Genomic DNA, 16158 nt, shown 5'->3' with positions numbered 1-16158 from the left:
GCCCCGATCAGATACACAGACTTTCAGACACTCCCGACGATTGCCGAACACCTGCCTTGGGACGCCATCAACCTGAAAGCCATGCTGGAGCGTCTGCCGCTGGTGGGTGGTCGAATGTAGCCGCTGGGCTTGTCGCACAGCTCCTGAAACCTGCACTCTTCCCAGAGGACCAGATTTCCTAGCCATTTCGTGTAGCATGTCTTTATCGCAACCGGAAAATGTCCTGCTACGCGATTTGAGAAGGGCATGCCTTCGCGAATGGAAATCCTTCCTGCATTGCAGCCAGCGCCTGCGTGTGTGTGGGGGGAAAGCCTTCCCCCTGGCCGGCACTGCGTTGCCGGCGCACCCCCTTCTGCGGGGAGATCCCCGCAACGCCCCCGCTAGAGTGAGAGTGCGGGCCGGGTTTGCCGTGACGGGTTGAGGGCTGGGAGAGAGGCTCCCGGCGCCCGTCGCGGAGCCCCGCGATGTCCAGATATGACCGCACCCCAGGTTCCGGCTCGGACCGGACGAACCTCTATGACGAAATCACCGGCAAGATCATCGCCGAGCTTGAAGCCGGACGCTTCCCCTGGGTCCAACCCTGGGGCAAGGCCACGGCGGGCGCACCCATCGGCCTGCCGCAGAACGCCAGCACCGGCCGCGCCTATAGCGGCATCAACATCCTGATCCTCTGGGGGGCCGTCGTCCAGCACGGCTTCCCCGGACAGGGCTGGCTCACCTACCGCCAGGCGCAGTCGCTCGGCGGCAATGTCCGCAAGGGCGAGCGCGGCACCACTGTCGTCTATGCCGACCGCTTCACGCCCGAGGACGAAAAGCGGCGCGCACGCGAAACCGGGGAAGAGCCGGGGAAGATCGCCTTCCTGAAGCGCTTCACCGTGTTCAACACCGCCCAATGCGATGGCCTGCCCGAGGACATTGCCGTCGCTGCACCGCCCCCGCTGCCCGGCCTGATCGAGCCGAGGGTCGAGGCGCTGATCAAGGCGACCGGCATCGACTTCCGCATCGGCGGGGATCGCGCCTACTACGTCCCGGTCCTCGACCATGTGGTCGTCCCGCCGCCGCAGGCCTTCTTCGAGTCGATCAACTGGCACCGGACGGCCCTGCATGAGCTGGGTCACGCCTCGGGCCATGCGTCCCGTTTGGCCCGCGATTTCTCCGGCAGCTTCGGCACGAAGAAATACGCCTTCGAGGAGCTGATCGCCGAGATGAGCGCCGCGTTCTGCTGCGCCTCGCTCGGCATCGTGCCGACCGTGCGCCACGCCGACTACATCGGCTCCTGGCTCGAAGTGCTGCGCGAAGACAACCGCGCAATCGTGCGTGCCGCCTCGCAGGCAAGCAAATCCGCCGACTGGATCTTGTCTCACTTGCCGGATAATGAGGTTTCCGGCACCGATGCGGATGCTATCGACAGGAGGGCGGCATGATCCTCCTGACACCCGACCTGCGCGAAATGCTGCTGGCCAATGGCCGGCAGCGCGACGTCGACCATGCGCCGGTGGTGAAGTTCTTCAATCCATTCGGCATCGGCACATGGCTGGCGACTGAATTTGACGAGGACGGCGATATTCTCTTCGGCCTAGCCGATCTCGGTTATCCCGAACTGGGCAGTTTCTCGCTGGAGGAACTGTCTTCGCTGCGGCTGCCCTTCGGCCTGGGGATCGAGCGCGACATTCTCTTTGCCAGCGATATCCCGATTTCGCTCTGGGCTGAAGCGGCACGGGAGACGGGCAGCATTCGCGCCGCCGAGCGGGTCATCGACACGGTGGGACAATGGCGATGGCTGGGCAATTGATGCGCTCCGGTCGTTGACCCTTCATGCCACCGCGATGGCGCTGCCTTCTGAGAGTAAGAGGGCGGCGCTTCGCTTCGTGACGGGTTTAGGGTCGAGAGAGAGGCTCTCGGCGCCCGTCGCGGAGACGACCACCATGGCCCGAGCTGCCAAGAAAAAGAAGCCCGCCCTCCAGATGATCGAGTTCTCGCGGGCGCGAGACATTCCCTTCAACCGCATTCGCCTGTCCGCCGACAACGTGCGCGAGATCGACGTCGAGGCCGGGCTGGACGACCTGACCCACGACATCGAGCGCCGCGAGGATCTTGTGCAGGGTCTCAATGTCCGCGCCGTGTTCGACGAGGACGGCAACGAGACCGGCGATTTCGAGACCCCCGCCGGCGGTCGTCGCTACAGGTCCATCGCGCGCCTCGTGGAAGCCGGTCGTTTCCCGGCCGATGGACTCATCCCCTGCATCGTCAAGAAGGCCGACGCCAAGACCTCGGCCGTCGACGACTCGCTGGCCGAGAACCTGCTACGCCTCGCGTTGCATCCGCTCGACCAGTTCAAGGCGTTCAAGCGCATGTTCGACATGGGCATGTCGAAGGAAGAGATCGCCGATGCCTGGCGGACCACGCCCCGCTACATCATGCAGCGTCTTCGCCTCGCGACCGTCGCGCCGTCCCTGCTCGACGCCTATGCGAAAAACGAGATGACGCTGGCGATGCTGGAAGCCTTCACCGTCAACCCCGACCATGAGCGTCAGCAGCAGGTCTGGGAACGGATCAGCAATTCCTGGCAGAAGGAGCCCTGGCAGATCCGCAGCCTGCTGACCGAGACTACGGTTCCGGCCGCCGATAAGCGTGCCCGCTTCATCGGCATCGACGCCTACGAAGCGGCGGGCGGCCCCGTGCTGCGCGATCTCTTCTCCGAAGAGAACGGCGGCTGGTTGCAGGACGTCACGCTTCTCGACCGTCTGGTCGAGGAGAAGCTGCGCTCTGTTGCCGACGAGATCGCGATCCAGGGCTGGAAATGGATCGACGCCTCGGTCGAGCTTCCCTACGGCTATGCCAACGGCCTGCGCCGATTGGTTGGCGTGACCCAGGAGCTGACCGACGAGGAGCGGGCCGCCCGCGAGGCGCTGCGCGACGAATACGACGAACTCGAATCGCAATACGCCGATACCGAGGAATGGCCTGATGAGGTCGATCAGCGGCTCGGGGAAATCGAAGCCGAGCTGGAAGCGTTCGAGAACCGGCCCGTCACCTTCGCCCCGGAGGACATCGCGCGGGCCGGCGTGTTCGTCAGCATCGACCGCGACGGCGAGTTGGTCATCAGCAGCGGCTATGTTCGCCCCGAGGACGAGCAACCGGAGACTGTCGACGGCGAGAATGCCGGGGAACCTGCGGACCCGTCCGATCCCGACGCCGCGCAGCGCGCTGTCATCACCGTCGGCGGCGAGCCGGTCCCTGATGGCGACGATGATGAGGACGATGCCGTCAAGCCGCTGCCCGAGCGGCTGGTCATCGACCTGACCGCCTGGCGGACGCTGGCACTGCGCAATGCGGTCGCCGAGAATCCGCATGTCGCCATGACGGCCCTGCTGCACAAGCTCGTTCTCGACACCTTTGAGCGCACCTCCACGTCGGGAACGAGCCTCTACGCTGCCGTGCGTCATATCCACCTCCCGGCCGACGCGACCGGGCTCGCGGACAGCGCCGCCGCGAAGCTGATCGACGAACGTGCGGAATCCTGGCGGGGCGACATTCCCGTCAGTGACGATGCGCGCCTCTGGGATTGGATCGACGGCCTCGACGATGCGAGTCGCCTCGCGCTGCTCGCCCATTGCGTCAGCTTCGGCGTCAACGCCCTCTACGAGCGGCCCAATCCCTATTCGGGCAACGGCATTTCGCAGCACGGTCTCGATCGCCGCATGGCCGAGGCGGAACGGCTTGCCCAAGCCACCGGCCTCGATCTCATCGAGGCGGGCTGGAAACCCACGGTCGAGAACTACCTCGGCCGTGTCACCAAGACCCGAATCCTCGAAGCGGTGCGCGAGGGTGCGGGTGACCGCGCCGCCGATCTCATCGCCCACCTCAAGAAGGGCGATATGGCGAAGGAGGCCGAAAGGCTTCTGGCCGATACCGGCTGGCTGCCGGAACCGCTGCGTCCTGCCATGGACGCGCAGGCGGTGGATGGCGCGACCGATCAGGACGAGGACGGCGTGGCACTGCCCGACTTCCTGGCCGGGGACGATGAAGAGGTTGCACCCGATACGGATGCGACCGCCCTCGTCGCCGCCGAGTGACTCATCCCCGCGGGGCGGCCCCAGTCGCCCCGTTTTCCTTCCCCTTCCACTCCAAGGCCCGGCTCCCCGCCGGGCCATTTTCGTTTCAGGAGACCAGCTTCATGACCGCTTCCCTCATCTTCGACATCGCGCCGCTCGGTTCGCTCGTGGCCTACAGCGACGGCCAACCCAAGCCGCCGGCGCGCTTCACGAAGAAGCTCGCCGCGTGGAAGTCCCGCAACGGTGTCGGCCGTCTCGTGCGGAAGACGCCGGGCCGCGAGCGCCCAACCTATTCGGCCCCGCCGTCCTTCACCCTGCATGAGGGTGATTTCGGGGGCGACGGGATCATTCTCATCACTGTCATGCGCAGCTACGGCATCGACAGCGATCTGAGATTCCGGGTGATCGAGCGCCCGAAGATCGGCCAGGTTCGCGTCTTGCAGGATGTCGGCGAAAACATCGAGCTGCTGCATCTTGCAGAAAGCCGCGAGGCGGCCGAACTCTGGCTCGCGCAGAAAGGCTACAGTCGCGCCCGACTTGAAGAGATCACGGCCGACGAAGTGGGCGCGGATGCGATCGAGGGTCGCGCCGCCGCGTGATCCTCGCGACCCCATCAACATGGCCCGCTGTCCTTCGACGGCGGGCCATTTTCGTTTCAGGAGAACATCATGGCTATTCCCGATCCCGTCCGAACGAATTTCAACACGCTGCTGCGCGCTGCCGGTGATGGTAATCTTGCGTTGATGGAATGCCTCGACGCCGAAACCCAAGAGGTGCGCTACGTCCTGTGCGCTGTAGGCCGCGAGGCCGGGGATTACGTCTTCACCCCATTCGGTCATCTTGCCGATGGCAACCCCTATGACGCCTATCTGCCGCCGGACCCCGGCAACCCGAACGGCTTCCTCACACGACCCGAGACAGGAGGTGCAGCATGATGACCGTCGATGAAATCTTCGCCGACGACCGCAGCAATCCCCCCTCGGAGCGGTCGCTTCCCTGGGAGGAAACGCGCGGTGGCATCACCGTTGTCGTTGAGCCGAAACCGCATTGGGCCGAGGACATGCGGGCCTTCCGGCTCGATGCCCGCGAATACTGCCACTATGCGGATTGGACCGCCGATGGCGCGCGGACGCGGTTTTACGGTCATATCGACACCTCCGGCGACGATGTGATGATGAAGGCCCGCGCCATGATCGCCCGCGAGATTGCGGATGGGCTCTGGAACTGAACGTCGCGCACCCTGCCTAGGCACCGTGCCGTCGGGTATCGCTGCACAGGCAGCGATGGATCGAGGTCCAGCTTCACCATTGCGCCGTCAGCTTCTCGCGGCGGGACAGCGGATTCCATCCCCGGCCTGAAACACATCGGGAAATCATCCCGGAAACGAGGCTGGCGCGGCGAGGCATCTGCGACAGGTTTCCCGGCATCCCGTCAGAGGCAAAACAACATCCCCCGCTTCCATTCGCGAACCTTGGTCCAACCGTTTCTTCGTCAATCAACCCGCAAGGGGTCGGCTTACGCAAGCGTGCCGCCCTCGGGGATTCGGAGATAGTCCGAACGCCCGAGGGTGATTGCAGATCCGGTCAGACACTTCGGGCGCCTGTCGCGCGGGGGATGGTCCCCCGCCTCCAAAGACAGGAGCTGGAACCCATGTCCTATGCAGATGCCACCGCCTTCGCCGCCAGCCTCGCTTCCACGCTGATGGTCTCGATCGTCGTGTTCCAGGCCGGCGACGGAACCCATGCCGCCATGCCCGCCGACGAGTTCGACGGCGACGAGGACATGGTGAAGCTGGAACTCGATCCATGGAGCTGAGGCGCGAAAGCGCCTCACCCCGACGGCCCGGTCCCCAGGCGCAGCCGGGCCTTCTCCCGTCAATCACCGCCGATTGCCGCTTGCGTGCCGGTTCGCATTGCGATCTCGCCCCGCATCGGAAAGAACCGTCGGCGATCCCGCCGATTTCGCCCCTTCAAGATGAAAGCCGTTCGTCATGCTCAGCCATATCGTCGTTTCCGTTCTGCTTTGCACGGCGTCCTGCGAACCCGCCGAAATCCGCGTCTGGGACGGCGATTCCATCCGGTTGGGCACGACGCGGCAATTCGAGGCCGTCCGGATCTTCAACATCGACGCCCCTGAGATCGGGGGCAATGCTCGCATGAATCCGGCCTCGCGCTGCAATCGAAGATCAGGCTGGCCGAGCTTCTGAAAGGCCGCCGTGTCGAAATCCTGCGCCAGGGCACCGACCGCTATGGCCGGACCCTGGCGGCGATCCGCGTCGAGGGCCGGGATGTCGGAGACATTCTCGTCGGCGAGGGACTGGCCCGAACCTGGGCGGGCCGCCGCGAACCATGGTGCTGATCCACCCCGACAACGGAGAGTGAGAGGCGGGCCGGTTGGCCGTGACGGGTTGCGGGCGGAAGAGAGGCTTCCGCCGCCCGTCGTGGAGCAAGCCCCATGACCCTTTCCCACCAGCCCGGCTTTACCGCCATCGGCGACATCATCACGCGCGAGGTGCTGCCCCGGCTACGCCATGCGCAGAAGCTGCCGCTACGCCTCACCTGCATCGGCACCGCCGGTTACGAGGGCCTCGACGGCGCCGATGAAATCGACCGCACGGTCATCATCGGCCAATCCGCATCCGCCGAAGAGGCCATGATCCTTGCCAGCCAGCGCGTCGCGCGCGGCGACATTCGCGTCAGCACGGATGACACGCTGCGCTTTCGCCCGCGCGTGATCACCATTCAGGATGGCGATCTCGGTCTGGTTCTCGCTGGAGAGATCCGGGCTGGAATTATCCTCTGGCGGCAGCCGGTCGCCTCAGACGCGGAGGCCCGCCGCATCGTCACCGAAGCCAGCCGCTTGCGCGGGCTGGCCTTTGCCGCCTCCGGTCGGTGTGATCACAGGGCGGCCCGCGATCATCGTTATCGCGCCAGCCTCCTCGAGGCGCGGCTGGTCGATCCCTATTGGCGCGAGACCGCCGCGGACCTTCTGCGTCTGCCGCAGGCCGCCTGACACCTTCTTCCACATCCACGCCCGGCCTCGCGCCGGGCTTTCTCGTTTCAGGAGCCCGACATGGCCAACTATTTCACCCATTTCTCCTGCCTGCTCGACGTAGGCACCCCGGAAAACGCCGCCCGCGCGCTCGACCTCTACAACGCATTGTCGGCGGAAAACGCCGCCGAAGATCCTCCCTCGGAAGGATTCCTCCTGTCGATCCAGCCCGAGCATGGCGGCACCCAGCTCTGGATGCGCGATGATGAGACCGGCGACCCCGAGCATGTGATCCAGTTCGTCAAACGCTGCGCTGCCGCGTTCGGCCTGACCGGACTATGGGGCTTCCAGTATGCCACGACCTGTTCGCAAGCCCGGGTCAACGCCTTTGGCGGCGGCGCGCATGTCCTCGATCTCGCCACCGGCGAGACGGTGGACTGGATCTACAGCGGCAGTTGGCTGGAGATCGTCGTGGACGGAGGCGACCCCTATGCCTGAAGTCATAGAAACCACCGTCTATCGGCTCGCCGAGCTTTCCGACGAGGCGAAGGACAAGGCTCGTGCGTGGTATCGCGAGGGCGGCTTCGACTACGACTGGCATGATGCCGTCTATGAGGATTTCCATCAGATCGCGGAAATCCTCGGCGTCGTCTTCAAGACCCGCTCCGTCAGTCTCATGGGAGGCGGATCGCGACAGAAGCCCTGCATCTTCTTCTCAGGCTTCTGGTCGCAAGGCGATGGCGCCTGCTTCGAGGGCTATTATTCCTACCGGAAGAACGCCTCGGCCGCGATCCGAGCCTACGCGCCGCAGGATACCACGCTGCACGGCATCGCAGACGCCCTCCAGGCGGTGCAGCGGCGGAATTTCTACCAGCTTCGTGCCGAGGCAACCCATCGCGGGCACTACCAACACGAATATTGCATGGCGATCTCCGTCACCCGCGACAGCCCGACCTGGCAGGACATGACCGCAGATGCCGAGGATATCGTCACCGAGGCGCTGCGCGATCTCGCCTGCTGGCTCTATCGCCAGCTTGAACGCGAATACGAATGCCTGACCTCGGACGAGGCGGTCGATGAGGCCATCACCGCAAACGACTACACCTTTACCTGCGGCGGCGCTCGGTTCGGCTGACGATCTAGTTCGGCAATGAATCCTGCGCGCTACCCCGAGTTGGCATCACCTGCACGACCGAGCGCTGCGCTTTGTGGCCGATCTGTTTGTCTTCTTCTGAATTGTCTAGGGTCCGTGGACATTCGGGATTCCCACCCCGGTTGATTTCTGATTCAGACTTCCCAAAGGGAGGTCTGAATGGACGAGCAGCGATTTGTGGTGACGGATGAGGTTTGGATGCGTCTTGAACCCCACCTTCCCGGCAAAAAGAGCGATAGCGGCGTGACGGGCAGGGACAATCGCCTGTTCCTGGAGGCTGTTCTCTGGCGGGTGCGAACCGGTCTGCCCTGGCGGGATCTGCCGTCGGAATTCGGGAACTGGAACAGTGTGTTCCGCCGTTTTCGCAGATGGGCCAAGGGGGGTGTTTTCGAGCGCCTTTTCAAAGAGATCCGCGGTGAGCCAGACTTCGAATATGCGCTGATCGACGGCACCATCGTCCAGGCTCACCAGAAGGCGAGCGGCGCAAGGGGGGGACTCACGCTCAGGCCATCGGGCGCTCGCGCGGCGGACTGACCACCAAGATCGTGGCCTTGGTCGATGCTCTCGGGAACCTGTTCGACCTTGTTCTCCTGCCGGGTCAGGCCCACGACCTGAAAGGCGTCGCACCGCTGATCGAGGACGTGGCCTTCGATGCACTTCTGGCCGACAAGGCCTTCGATGCCGATTGGCTGCTTGCTGAGTTGGATATGCGCGGCGCGAGCGCAGTCATTCCACCGAGAGCGAACCGCAAGATCAAGCGCGACCACGACCGGCATGTCTATAAATGGCGACATCTGATCGAGAACTTCTTCGCGAAGATCAAGGAGTTCCGGGCCATCGCCACGCGCTATGAAAAGACCGCTTGCAGTTACGCTGCTAACTGGCACCTCGTGGCGACCATCATCGCCGCGAAGTGAATGTCCACGGACCCTAGTAGCCGACTACCGATGGCGGCAGGCATGACCTGTGCGCCCGATGTAGACTACTACTTATCGACAGGTTTCCGAACACGAGGGAGCGCCGAGAATGAATAGACGCAAGACGCTAACGCAATTTTTGGTTGAGCAACAAAGGCTTGAACATGCAATGCCCGCACAGTTGCGACTTCTCATAGAGGTAGTGGCCCGCGCATGTAAAGTCATTGGTCATACAGTTAACAAGGGGGCGATATCGGGGCTTCTGGGATCACTGGAGCAAGAAAATGTGCAGGGAGAAGTGCAGAAAAAGCTTGACGTGATCTCCAACGACATCTTGCTGGAGGCAAATGAATGGGGTGGTCATTTGGCGGCCATGGCTTCGGAGGAGATGGACACCCTGCACCCTATTCCGAATCGCCTACCAAAAGGCGAGTATCTACTTATCTATGATCCGATTGACGGCTCAAGCAACATTGATGTCAACGGCATCGTCGGCACAATTTTTTCGGTTGTAAAGGCACCCGAATCGACGGCTGGACGCGAGGTAATTGAAGCAGATTTTTTGCAGCCAGGCCGAAATCAAGTTGCCGCCGGTTATGCAATTTATGGTCCGCAGACCTTACTTGTGCTAACAGTTGGCACCGGCGTGTATGTTTTCTCTCTTGACCGCGAGATGGGCTCGTGGGTGATGACCTCCGAAAGACTGACCATACCACCAGAAACGAATGAATTCGCGATTAATATGGCGAATGAGCGGCACTGGGAATTACCCGTTCGGAAGTATATTGATGAACTAATGGCCGGAGCGGACGGACCCAGACAACGTGACTTTAACATGCGCTGGATGGGCTCTATGGTTGGCGACGTTCATCGCATACTTACGCAAGGCGGCGTATTCCTCTACCCCCGTGATAGCCGACCGCGAATGGAGAATGGAAAGCTTCGCCTTATGTATGAAGCTAATCCAATCGCATTTCTGGTTGAGCAGGCTGGCGGCAAAGCGACAGATGGGAAATCGCGAATCCTCGATATTCAGCCTAATTCGCTTCACCAGAGAACCGGTGTTGCTCTTGGCTCCAGTCAAGAAATTGAGCGGCTCGCTGACATGCAGTATGAATAGCCTCATCACATGGTGAAAAAAATCAAGTGGATGCGTCGAACTTCCGTCAACGACATTCGTAGATATTAGTATTGATAGCGCCCCGCCTCACGGCTGGGCCTTTGTCATTAACGCAGCTACAGCGGAATTCAGAGGGAGAGGGTGGCCGGAAGGGATTTGAGCCGGTGCGGTCGAGAGAGAGCGTCGCTCAGGCTCGATCCTTTCTGCTCTCCCGAGGAATCCCCCGATGAACATGATTTCCGCATCCGCGGCGGCCAGTGCTGCCGAGGCGCTTCCGCTCGCCCATGACGCCGAAATCGCAGCGCAGGTCTTCGCTGCTGCCGGACTGCTGCTTCCGCACCTCGAACGTGGCCAGCGCGTCGATGCCGCCGCCCTGCGTGGTGCCATGGAAGCAGCCTTCGGCGCTTCCGATGCCACCGGCGCCTGGACCTGGAAGCTGGCCTATGACGCCTGCGAGGCGGCGACCGTCCTCTTCCTGCGCAAATACGGCAAAGCGCTTTTCCGCAAGGCCGGGTCTCCGGCGGCGATCCTGCCGCAGCTTGGCAAGGTCGCCGGCCTGATGCCGACGCATACGCGCCGGTCGGAGGAAGCCCAGACCTTCCAGCAGTTCTCAACCCCGATCCCGCTCGGCTTCGCGGCGATGACGGCGGCGGCGATCACGCCCGCCGACCGGGTGCTGGAGCCCTCGGCCGGGACCGGGCTCCTCGCCATCCTGGCCGAGATCGCCGGTGGCACCCTGCTCGTCAACGAACTTGCCGAGGCGCGCGCCGGTCTTCTCTCTTCCCTGTTCCCGGCCCTTTCCGTCACCCGGTTCGATGCAGCCCAGATCGACGATCATCTTGATCCCGGCCTCGTCCCGACCGTGGTGCTGATGAATCCGCCGTTCTCGGTCATGGCCAATGTCGAGGGCCGCATGGCTGACGCCGCCTTTCGCCATGTCGCTTCGGCGCTGGCGCGCCTGGCGCCAGGCGGGCGGCTCGTCACGATCACCGGGGCGAGCTTCGCGCCCGACAATCCGGCCTGGACCGCCTCCTGGACCCGGCTGCAGGAACGCGGCCGCGTCACTTTCTCCGCCGCCATCGACGGTTCCGTCTATGCCAAGCACGGCACGACCGTTCCGACAAGGCTCACCGTCATCGACAAGCTGCCCGCCGAAGATCCGGCGGTCTTCCCGACCGCCCCAGGTGTCGCACCGGATGTCGCCACGCTGATGGGCTGGCTGGCCGATCAGCTTCCGGCCCGGCTTCCGGTCGATCCCGGCCTGACCGTGCCGGTGGCACGAGAGGCCGCGCCGCGCACCGTGCGCGGCTACGTCAACCGCGCCGCGAAACCCGCACCCGCCGCGCCGCTGGCCGAGCCGGACGGGGTGCCGCTCGCCTATGAGACCGTGGATTGGGCGCCGACGGAGGACGGCCGCCTCTCCGATGCGATCTATGAGGACTACGGGCTTCAGACTATCCGCATCGCCGGGGCGCAGGCGCATCCGACCCAGCTCGTGCAATCCGCCTCGATGGCGAGCATCGCGCCACCGAAGCCGAGCTACCGGCCGGTGCTGCCCGAGGGCACTCTCGGCAAACTGTCCGAGGCACAATTGGAGACGGTGATCTATGCCGGCGAAGCCCACGGTGGATTCCTCGCCGGAGCCTGGACGGTGGACGATACCTTCGACACCCTGTCGGCCGCACCGGAGGACGCCACGAACGCCATCCGTTTCCGGCAGGGCTTCATGATCGGGGACGGCACCGGCGTCGGCAAGGGCCGGGAATCGGCAGCGATCATCCTCGACAATTGGCTGCAAGGGCGACGCAAGGCCGTCTGGATCAGCAAATCCGACAAGCTGCTTGAGGACGCGCAGCGCGACTGGTCGGCCCTCGGCATGGAGCGGTTGCTGGTCACGCCGCTGTCACGCTTCCCGCAGGGCAAGCCCATCACCCTGAACGAAGGCATCCTATTTTTAACCTATGCTACGCTGCGCTCCAACGATCGCGGAAAAAGGGTTTCGCGCGTCAAGCAGATCGTCGAATGGTTGGGCTCCGATTTCGATGGAGTCATTATCTTCGACGAGGCACACCAGATGCAGAACGCCGCAGGTGGCAAGGGAGAACGCGGCGACGTCGCGGCGAGCCAGCAGGGCCGCGCCGGGCTGCGCCTCCAGCATGCCCTGCCGCAGGCCCGCGTGGTCTATGTCTCGGCCACCGGGGCGACGACGGTTCACAATCTCGCCTATGCGCAGCGGTTGGGCCTCTGGGGTGGCGAGGATTTCCCGTTCTCGACACGCGCCGAGTTCATCGAGGCGATCGAGGCCGGAGGCGTCGCCGCCATGGAGGTGCTGGCGCGCGACCTGCGCGCCCTCGGCCTCTACACCGCCCGCTCCCTCTCGTTCAAAGGCGTCGAATATGAGTTGCTCGATCACGAGCTGACGCCGGAACAGGTCCGCATCTACGACAGCTATGCCGATGCCTTCGCCATCATCCATAACAATCTCGATGCCGCGATGCAGGCCGCCAATATCACCGGCGGCGAGGGCGGCTCGGGGACGCTGAACCGGCAGGCCAAGTCCGCCGCGCGCTCGGCCTTCGAGTCCGCCAAGCAGCGCTTCTTCGGCCACTTGCTGACCTCGATGAAGACTCCAACGCTGATCAGGTCGATCACCAGCGATCTGGAAGCGGGGCATTCGTCCGTCATCCAGATCGTCTCGACCGGTGAGGCACTCATGGAACGGCGGCTGGCGGAAATCCCCACCGAGGAATGGGGCGACCTGAAAATGGACCTGTCTCCGCGCGAATATGTCCTAGACTACCTTGCCCATTCCTTCCCGGTCCAGCTCTACGAGCCGTTCACCGACTCGGAGGGCAACCTGTCCTCGCGCCCGGTCTATCGTGACGGCCAGCCGGTCGAGAGCCGGGAGGCCGTGGCGCGGCGCGACGAGATGATCGCCAGCCTTGCCAGCCTGCCGCCGGTTCCCGGCGCGCTGGACCAGATCATCCAGCATTTCGGCACCGACACGGTGGCCGAGGTGACGGGCCGCTCGCGCCGCATCGTCCGCAAGCGTAGCGTCACCATCGACCGCCTGGTGGTCGAGAACCGTGCTGGTTCGGCCAATCTGGCCGAGACCCAGGCGTTCATGGACGATGCCAAGCGCGTGCTGGTCTTTTCGGACGCCGGCGGCACCGGGCGCTCCTATCACGCCGAGCTTTCGGCCAGGAACACCCGGCTGCGCGTCCATTACCTGCTCGAAGCAGGCTGGAAAGCCGATGCCGCCATCCAGGGCCTCGGTCGGACGCACAGGACGAACCAGAAGCAGCCGCCACTGTTCCGCCCGATCTCGACCAATGTGAAGGCCGAGAAACGGTTCCTGTCGACCATCGCCCGCCGTCTCGACACGCTGGGCGCGATCACGCGCGGTCAGCGCCAGACCGGCGGCCAGGGCCTGTTCCGGCCCGAGGACAACCTTGAATCGCATTACGCGCGCGATGCGCTGCGCCAGCTTTATCTCCTGCTGGTGCGCGGCAAGGTCGAGGGTTGCAGCCTTGAGCGGTTCGAGGCTGCGACCGGGCTGAAGCTGATGGACAGCAACGGCATCAAGGACGAACTGCCCGGCATCACGACCTTTCTGAACCGGCTGCTGGCGCTGACCATCGAGCTTCAAGGCGTCCTTTTCACCGCCTTTGAAGGGCTGCTGACGGCCCGCATCGAGGGCGCCATTGCGTCCGGCACCTATGACGCCGGGCTGGAGACCCTGCGCGCCGAGAGCTTCGCCGTCACCGACCGCCAGGTGATCTACACCCATCCCCGCACCGGGGCGGAAACCAGCCTGCTGACGATCACCGAACGCAAGCGCAACCGGCCGGTGACGCTCGATGCCGCCCTGGCCGAACTCGACGACCCGCGCGCCAAGCTGCTGATCAACGAACGCTCCGGCCGCGCGGCGGTGCAGATCCCGACCACCAGCACCATGCTGGACGATGGCGAGATCGAGCGCCGCGTCCGCCTGATCCGGCCGATGGAGGCCCATAACGTGCCGGTCAGGATGATGGGCGAGACCCATTGGGTCGAGGCTGACCGCGACGCATTCGCCTCGGCCTGGGGGGCAGAGGTCGCCGAGGTGCCCGAGTTCGCCGACAGCACGCTGCATATGGTGACGGGTCTGCTGCTGCCGATCTGGAAGCGGCTGCCGAACGACTCCACCCGCGTCTATCGGCTCCAGACGGATGCCGGCGAGCGCATCATCGGCCGCAAGGTCTCGCCGGCCTGGGCCGCGAACGCCACCACAACGGGCATCGCATCGGTCACGCCGGAGGATGCCTTCGCGGCGCTGATGGAAGGCAGGACGATCCTCGATCTCTCCGAGGGCCTCCAGCTTCGCCGGGTCCGCGTCATGGGGGCGAACCGGATCGAGCTATCGGGCTTCACCGACACGATGCGCCAGCGCCTCACTGCCTATGGCCTCTTCCACGAGATCATCTCCTGGAAGCTGCGCTTCTTCGTGCCGGTCGGCGCACAGGGTCCGGCCATTATCGGCAAGCTCTTCGACCGCTGGCCGGTCGAGCGCATCGGTGAGCGGGAGGCCGCGTGATGCCCCGTCACGATGCCTCCGAACTGGCGATCCGCCTTGGCCGGGAGGCCGAGGCGGTTTGCCGTCACTATCTGTCGTCCGGTCATCGCGCCGGACGATACTGGCTGGTCGGGGATGTGCAGAACACGCCCGGCCGCTCCATGTTCGTCCGCCTGATTGGGCCGGACTCCGGCAAGGGAGCGGCAGGGAAGTGGACCGATGCTGCGACCGGAGAGCATGGCGACCTTCTCGACGTCATCCGCGAGACGCTCGGGCTGGTCGACTTCAGAGACGTGGCCGAGGAAGCGCGCCGTTTCCTCGCTCTCCCGCATCCCGAGCCGGAAAAGGCGAGGACGCCGACCGGCAACACGTCCAGCATGGCATCCGGTTCGCCCGAAGCGTCGCGCCGCCTCTTCGCCATGGCGCAGCCGATCTGCGGCACGCTCGCGGAGATCTACCTCAGCGGTCGGGCGATCACCTCCCTCTCCGGCACCGCCGCGCTGCGCTTCCATCCCCGGTGCTACTATAGACCTGACGGGCGTTCGCGCACCGAGATCAGGCCGGCGCTCGTTGCAGCCGTCACCGATCTGGCCGGCCATCAGACCGGCGCGCATCGCACCTGGCTCGCGCCCGACGGTTCGGGCAAGGCGGCTGTCGAGACACCGCGGCGGGCGATGGGCGACCTTCTCGGCCATGCGGTGCGTTTCGGCACCGCCGATGAGGTGCTCGCCGTCGGCGAGGGCATCGAGACCGTGCTGTCGCCCCGTCAGGTTCTACCCCGCATGCCGATGCTGGCGGCGCTTTCGGCCGCTCACCTCGCCGCCGTCCTGTTCCCGCCGTCGCTGCGCCGGCTCTATGTCCTCAGGGATCGTGACCCCGCAGGGGACGGCGCCAGAGACAGCCTGCTCGCCAGAGCAGCGAGTATCGGGATCGAAGCGATATCGCTCACGCCGCGCGAGGGCGATTTCAACGACGATCTGCGACGCCACGGCACCGACGCCCTCCGCGCGGCGCTGAAGGATCAGCTTCGTCCTGAAGACGCCCGCCGGTTCATGGAGGGGTAAGGGTGTAATCGGCCCCGGAGGCGCGGCCCGGCTCGTCGCCTGCCGGTTTCGCTCACCTGTCAACGGCAGACGCATCCTGCGTCGGAGAGTCCCGCGCCCACGGCCTTCTGAGAGGGCGATCGGCGCACAAGCGGGCCGGGCAGGCAATGGCCGGGAGCGGACTATTTTCCGCCGGCGGGGCGAGCCCCGCCTTTGCATCGCGAAAGTCAAAATAGCCCGCACCCGGCCATCAAGGCCCTCGCGGAGCGGGCGAGGGCTGCCAACCCGTCCCGCCCGTGCGCTTCGACGCCTGCGAAGGCCGCG

General features: G+C 64.6%; 16 protein-coding genes. All 16 read left to right on the top strand.

What is annotated here, in order from left to right:
• Positions 1-464 precede the first annotated feature (464 nt).
• The 16 genes from EPA64_RS13895 (at position 465) to EPA64_RS13825 (ending at position 15855) form a co-directional block, all read left to right on the top strand.
• The gene (locus tag EPA64_RS13895) at positions 465-1424 is read left to right on the top strand and encodes an ArdC family protein (protein ID WP_134726923.1); all 960 of its coding nucleotides are present in this window, start codon (positions 465-467) and stop codon (positions 1422-1424) included.
• Entirely contained in the window at positions 1421-1792 is a 372-nt protein-coding gene (locus tag EPA64_RS13890; RefSeq protein WP_134726922.1) for a DUF2958 domain-containing protein, read from the top strand. Before EPA64_RS13895 ends, EPA64_RS13890 begins: the two co-directional genes overlap by 4 nt.
• 172 nt (positions 1793-1964) lie before the next feature.
• On the top strand, positions 1965-4076 hold the full coding sequence (locus tag EPA64_RS13885; protein WP_425467041.1) for a ParB/RepB/Spo0J family partition protein: 2112 nt from the start codon (positions 1965-1967) through the stop codon (positions 4074-4076).
• A gap of 101 nt (positions 4077-4177) precedes the next feature.
• Positions 4178-4654, top strand: a complete 477-nt coding sequence (locus EPA64_RS13880) for a hypothetical protein (protein ID WP_134726920.1) — start codon at positions 4178-4180, stop codon at positions 4652-4654.
• A 69-nt stretch (positions 4655-4723) separates the two neighbouring features.
• The gene (locus EPA64_RS13875; protein ID WP_134726919.1) at positions 4724-4990 is read left to right on the top strand and encodes a DUF6117 family protein; all 267 of its coding nucleotides are present in this window, start codon (positions 4724-4726) and stop codon (positions 4988-4990) included.
• Positions 4987-5283 (top strand): hypothetical protein, encoded by a 297-nt coding sequence (locus tag EPA64_RS13870; protein WP_134726918.1) that lies wholly within the window; start codon positions 4987-4989, stop codon positions 5281-5283. The genes EPA64_RS13875 and EPA64_RS13870 overlap by 4 nt, the downstream gene beginning before the upstream one ends.
• Before the next feature lie 422 nt (positions 5284-5705).
• The gene (locus EPA64_RS13865) at positions 5706-5870 is read left to right on the top strand and encodes a hypothetical protein (RefSeq protein WP_140847991.1); all 165 of its coding nucleotides are present in this window, start codon (positions 5706-5708) and stop codon (positions 5868-5870) included.
• 175 nt (positions 5871-6045) lie between these two features.
• The gene (locus tag EPA64_RS16510) at positions 6046-6261 is read left to right on the top strand and encodes a hypothetical protein (RefSeq protein ID WP_220443762.1); all 216 of its coding nucleotides are present in this window, start codon (positions 6046-6048) and stop codon (positions 6259-6261) included.
• On the top strand, positions 6228-6413 hold the full coding sequence (locus tag EPA64_RS17115; RefSeq protein ID WP_220443766.1) for a thermonuclease family protein: 186 nt from the start codon (positions 6228-6230) through the stop codon (positions 6411-6413). Before EPA64_RS16510 ends, EPA64_RS17115 begins: the two co-directional genes overlap by 34 nt.
• A 96-nt stretch (positions 6414-6509) precedes the next feature.
• On the top strand, positions 6510-7067 hold the full coding sequence (locus tag EPA64_RS13855; RefSeq protein WP_134726916.1) for a hypothetical protein: 558 nt from the start codon (positions 6510-6512) through the stop codon (positions 7065-7067).
• Between the two features lie 60 nt (positions 7068-7127).
• Entirely contained in the window at positions 7128-7544 is a 417-nt protein-coding gene (locus EPA64_RS13850) for a hypothetical protein (RefSeq protein ID WP_134726915.1), read from the top strand.
• Positions 7537-8181: an antitoxin of toxin-antitoxin stability system gene (locus tag EPA64_RS13845; protein WP_134726914.1), complete on the top strand. Its 645-nt coding sequence runs from the start codon at positions 7537-7539 to the stop codon at positions 8179-8181. The genes EPA64_RS13850 and EPA64_RS13845 overlap by 8 nt, the downstream gene beginning before the upstream one ends.
• A 177-nt stretch (positions 8182-8358) precedes the next feature.
• Positions 8359-9116 (top strand): IS5 family transposase gene (locus EPA64_RS13840; protein WP_134726913.1). Its coding sequence is split into 2 segments (ribosomal slippage): positions 8359-8686 and positions 8686-9116, totalling 759 coding nucleotides; the frame shifts between segments, so codons are not numbered across the junction.
• A gap of 109 nt (positions 9117-9225) precedes the next feature.
• On the top strand, positions 9226-10236 hold the full coding sequence (locus tag EPA64_RS13835; RefSeq protein WP_134726912.1) for a class 1 fructose-bisphosphatase: 1011 nt from the start codon (positions 9226-9228) through the stop codon (positions 10234-10236).
• Positions 10237-10462: 226 nt separating this feature from the next.
• Positions 10463-14812, top strand: coding sequence for a strawberry notch family protein (locus EPA64_RS13830; protein ID WP_134726911.1), 4350 nt, complete (start codon positions 10463-10465; stop codon positions 14810-14812).
• Positions 14812-15855: a DUF7146 domain-containing protein gene (locus tag EPA64_RS13825; RefSeq protein WP_134726910.1), complete on the top strand. Its 1044-nt coding sequence runs from the start codon at positions 14812-14814 to the stop codon at positions 15853-15855. The genes EPA64_RS13830 and EPA64_RS13825 overlap by 1 nt, the downstream gene beginning before the upstream one ends.
• The last annotated feature ends 303 nt before the right edge of the window (positions 15856-16158 follow it).

Source organism: Paracoccus luteus (assembly GCF_004522155.1).
GTDB classification, from domain to species: Bacteria; Pseudomonadota; Alphaproteobacteria; order Rhodobacterales; family Rhodobacteraceae; genus Paracoccus; species Paracoccus luteus.
Note: the sequence above shows the minus strand (reverse complement) of the source record. Positions and strands in the feature narration are given on the sequence as shown.

Coding starts and splice junctions, on each gene's coding strand:
- EPA64_RS13895 (WP_134726923.1), top strand. CDS start 465: ATGTCCAGATATGACCGCACCCCAGGTTCCGGCTCGGACCGGACGAAC.
- EPA64_RS13890 (WP_134726922.1), top strand. CDS start 1,421: ATGATCCTCCTGACACCCGACCTGCGCGAAATGCTGCTGGCCAATGGC.
- EPA64_RS13885 (WP_425467041.1), top strand. CDS start 1,965: ATGATCGAGTTCTCGCGGGCGCGAGACATTCCCTTCAACCGCATTCGC.
- EPA64_RS13880 (WP_134726920.1), top strand. CDS start 4,178: ATGACCGCTTCCCTCATCTTCGACATCGCGCCGCTCGGTTCGCTCGTG.
- EPA64_RS13875 (WP_134726919.1), top strand. CDS start 4,724: ATGGCTATTCCCGATCCCGTCCGAACGAATTTCAACACGCTGCTGCGC.
- EPA64_RS13870 (WP_134726918.1), top strand. CDS start 4,987: ATGATGACCGTCGATGAAATCTTCGCCGACGACCGCAGCAATCCCCCC.
- EPA64_RS13865 (WP_140847991.1), top strand. CDS start 5,706: ATGTCCTATGCAGATGCCACCGCCTTCGCCGCCAGCCTCGCTTCCACG.
- EPA64_RS16510 (WP_220443762.1), top strand. CDS start 6,046: ATGCTCAGCCATATCGTCGTTTCCGTTCTGCTTTGCACGGCGTCCTGC.
- EPA64_RS13855 (WP_134726916.1), top strand. CDS start 6,510: ATGACCCTTTCCCACCAGCCCGGCTTTACCGCCATCGGCGACATCATC.
- EPA64_RS13850 (WP_134726915.1), top strand. CDS start 7,128: ATGGCCAACTATTTCACCCATTTCTCCTGCCTGCTCGACGTAGGCACC.
- EPA64_RS13845 (WP_134726914.1), top strand. CDS start 7,537: ATGCCTGAAGTCATAGAAACCACCGTCTATCGGCTCGCCGAGCTTTCC.
- EPA64_RS13835 (WP_134726912.1), top strand. CDS start 9,226: ATGAATAGACGCAAGACGCTAACGCAATTTTTGGTTGAGCAACAAAGG.
- EPA64_RS13830 (WP_134726911.1), top strand. CDS start 10,463: ATGAACATGATTTCCGCATCCGCGGCGGCCAGTGCTGCCGAGGCGCTT.
- EPA64_RS13825 (WP_134726910.1), top strand. CDS start 14,812: ATGCCCCGTCACGATGCCTCCGAACTGGCGATCCGCCTTGGCCGGGAG.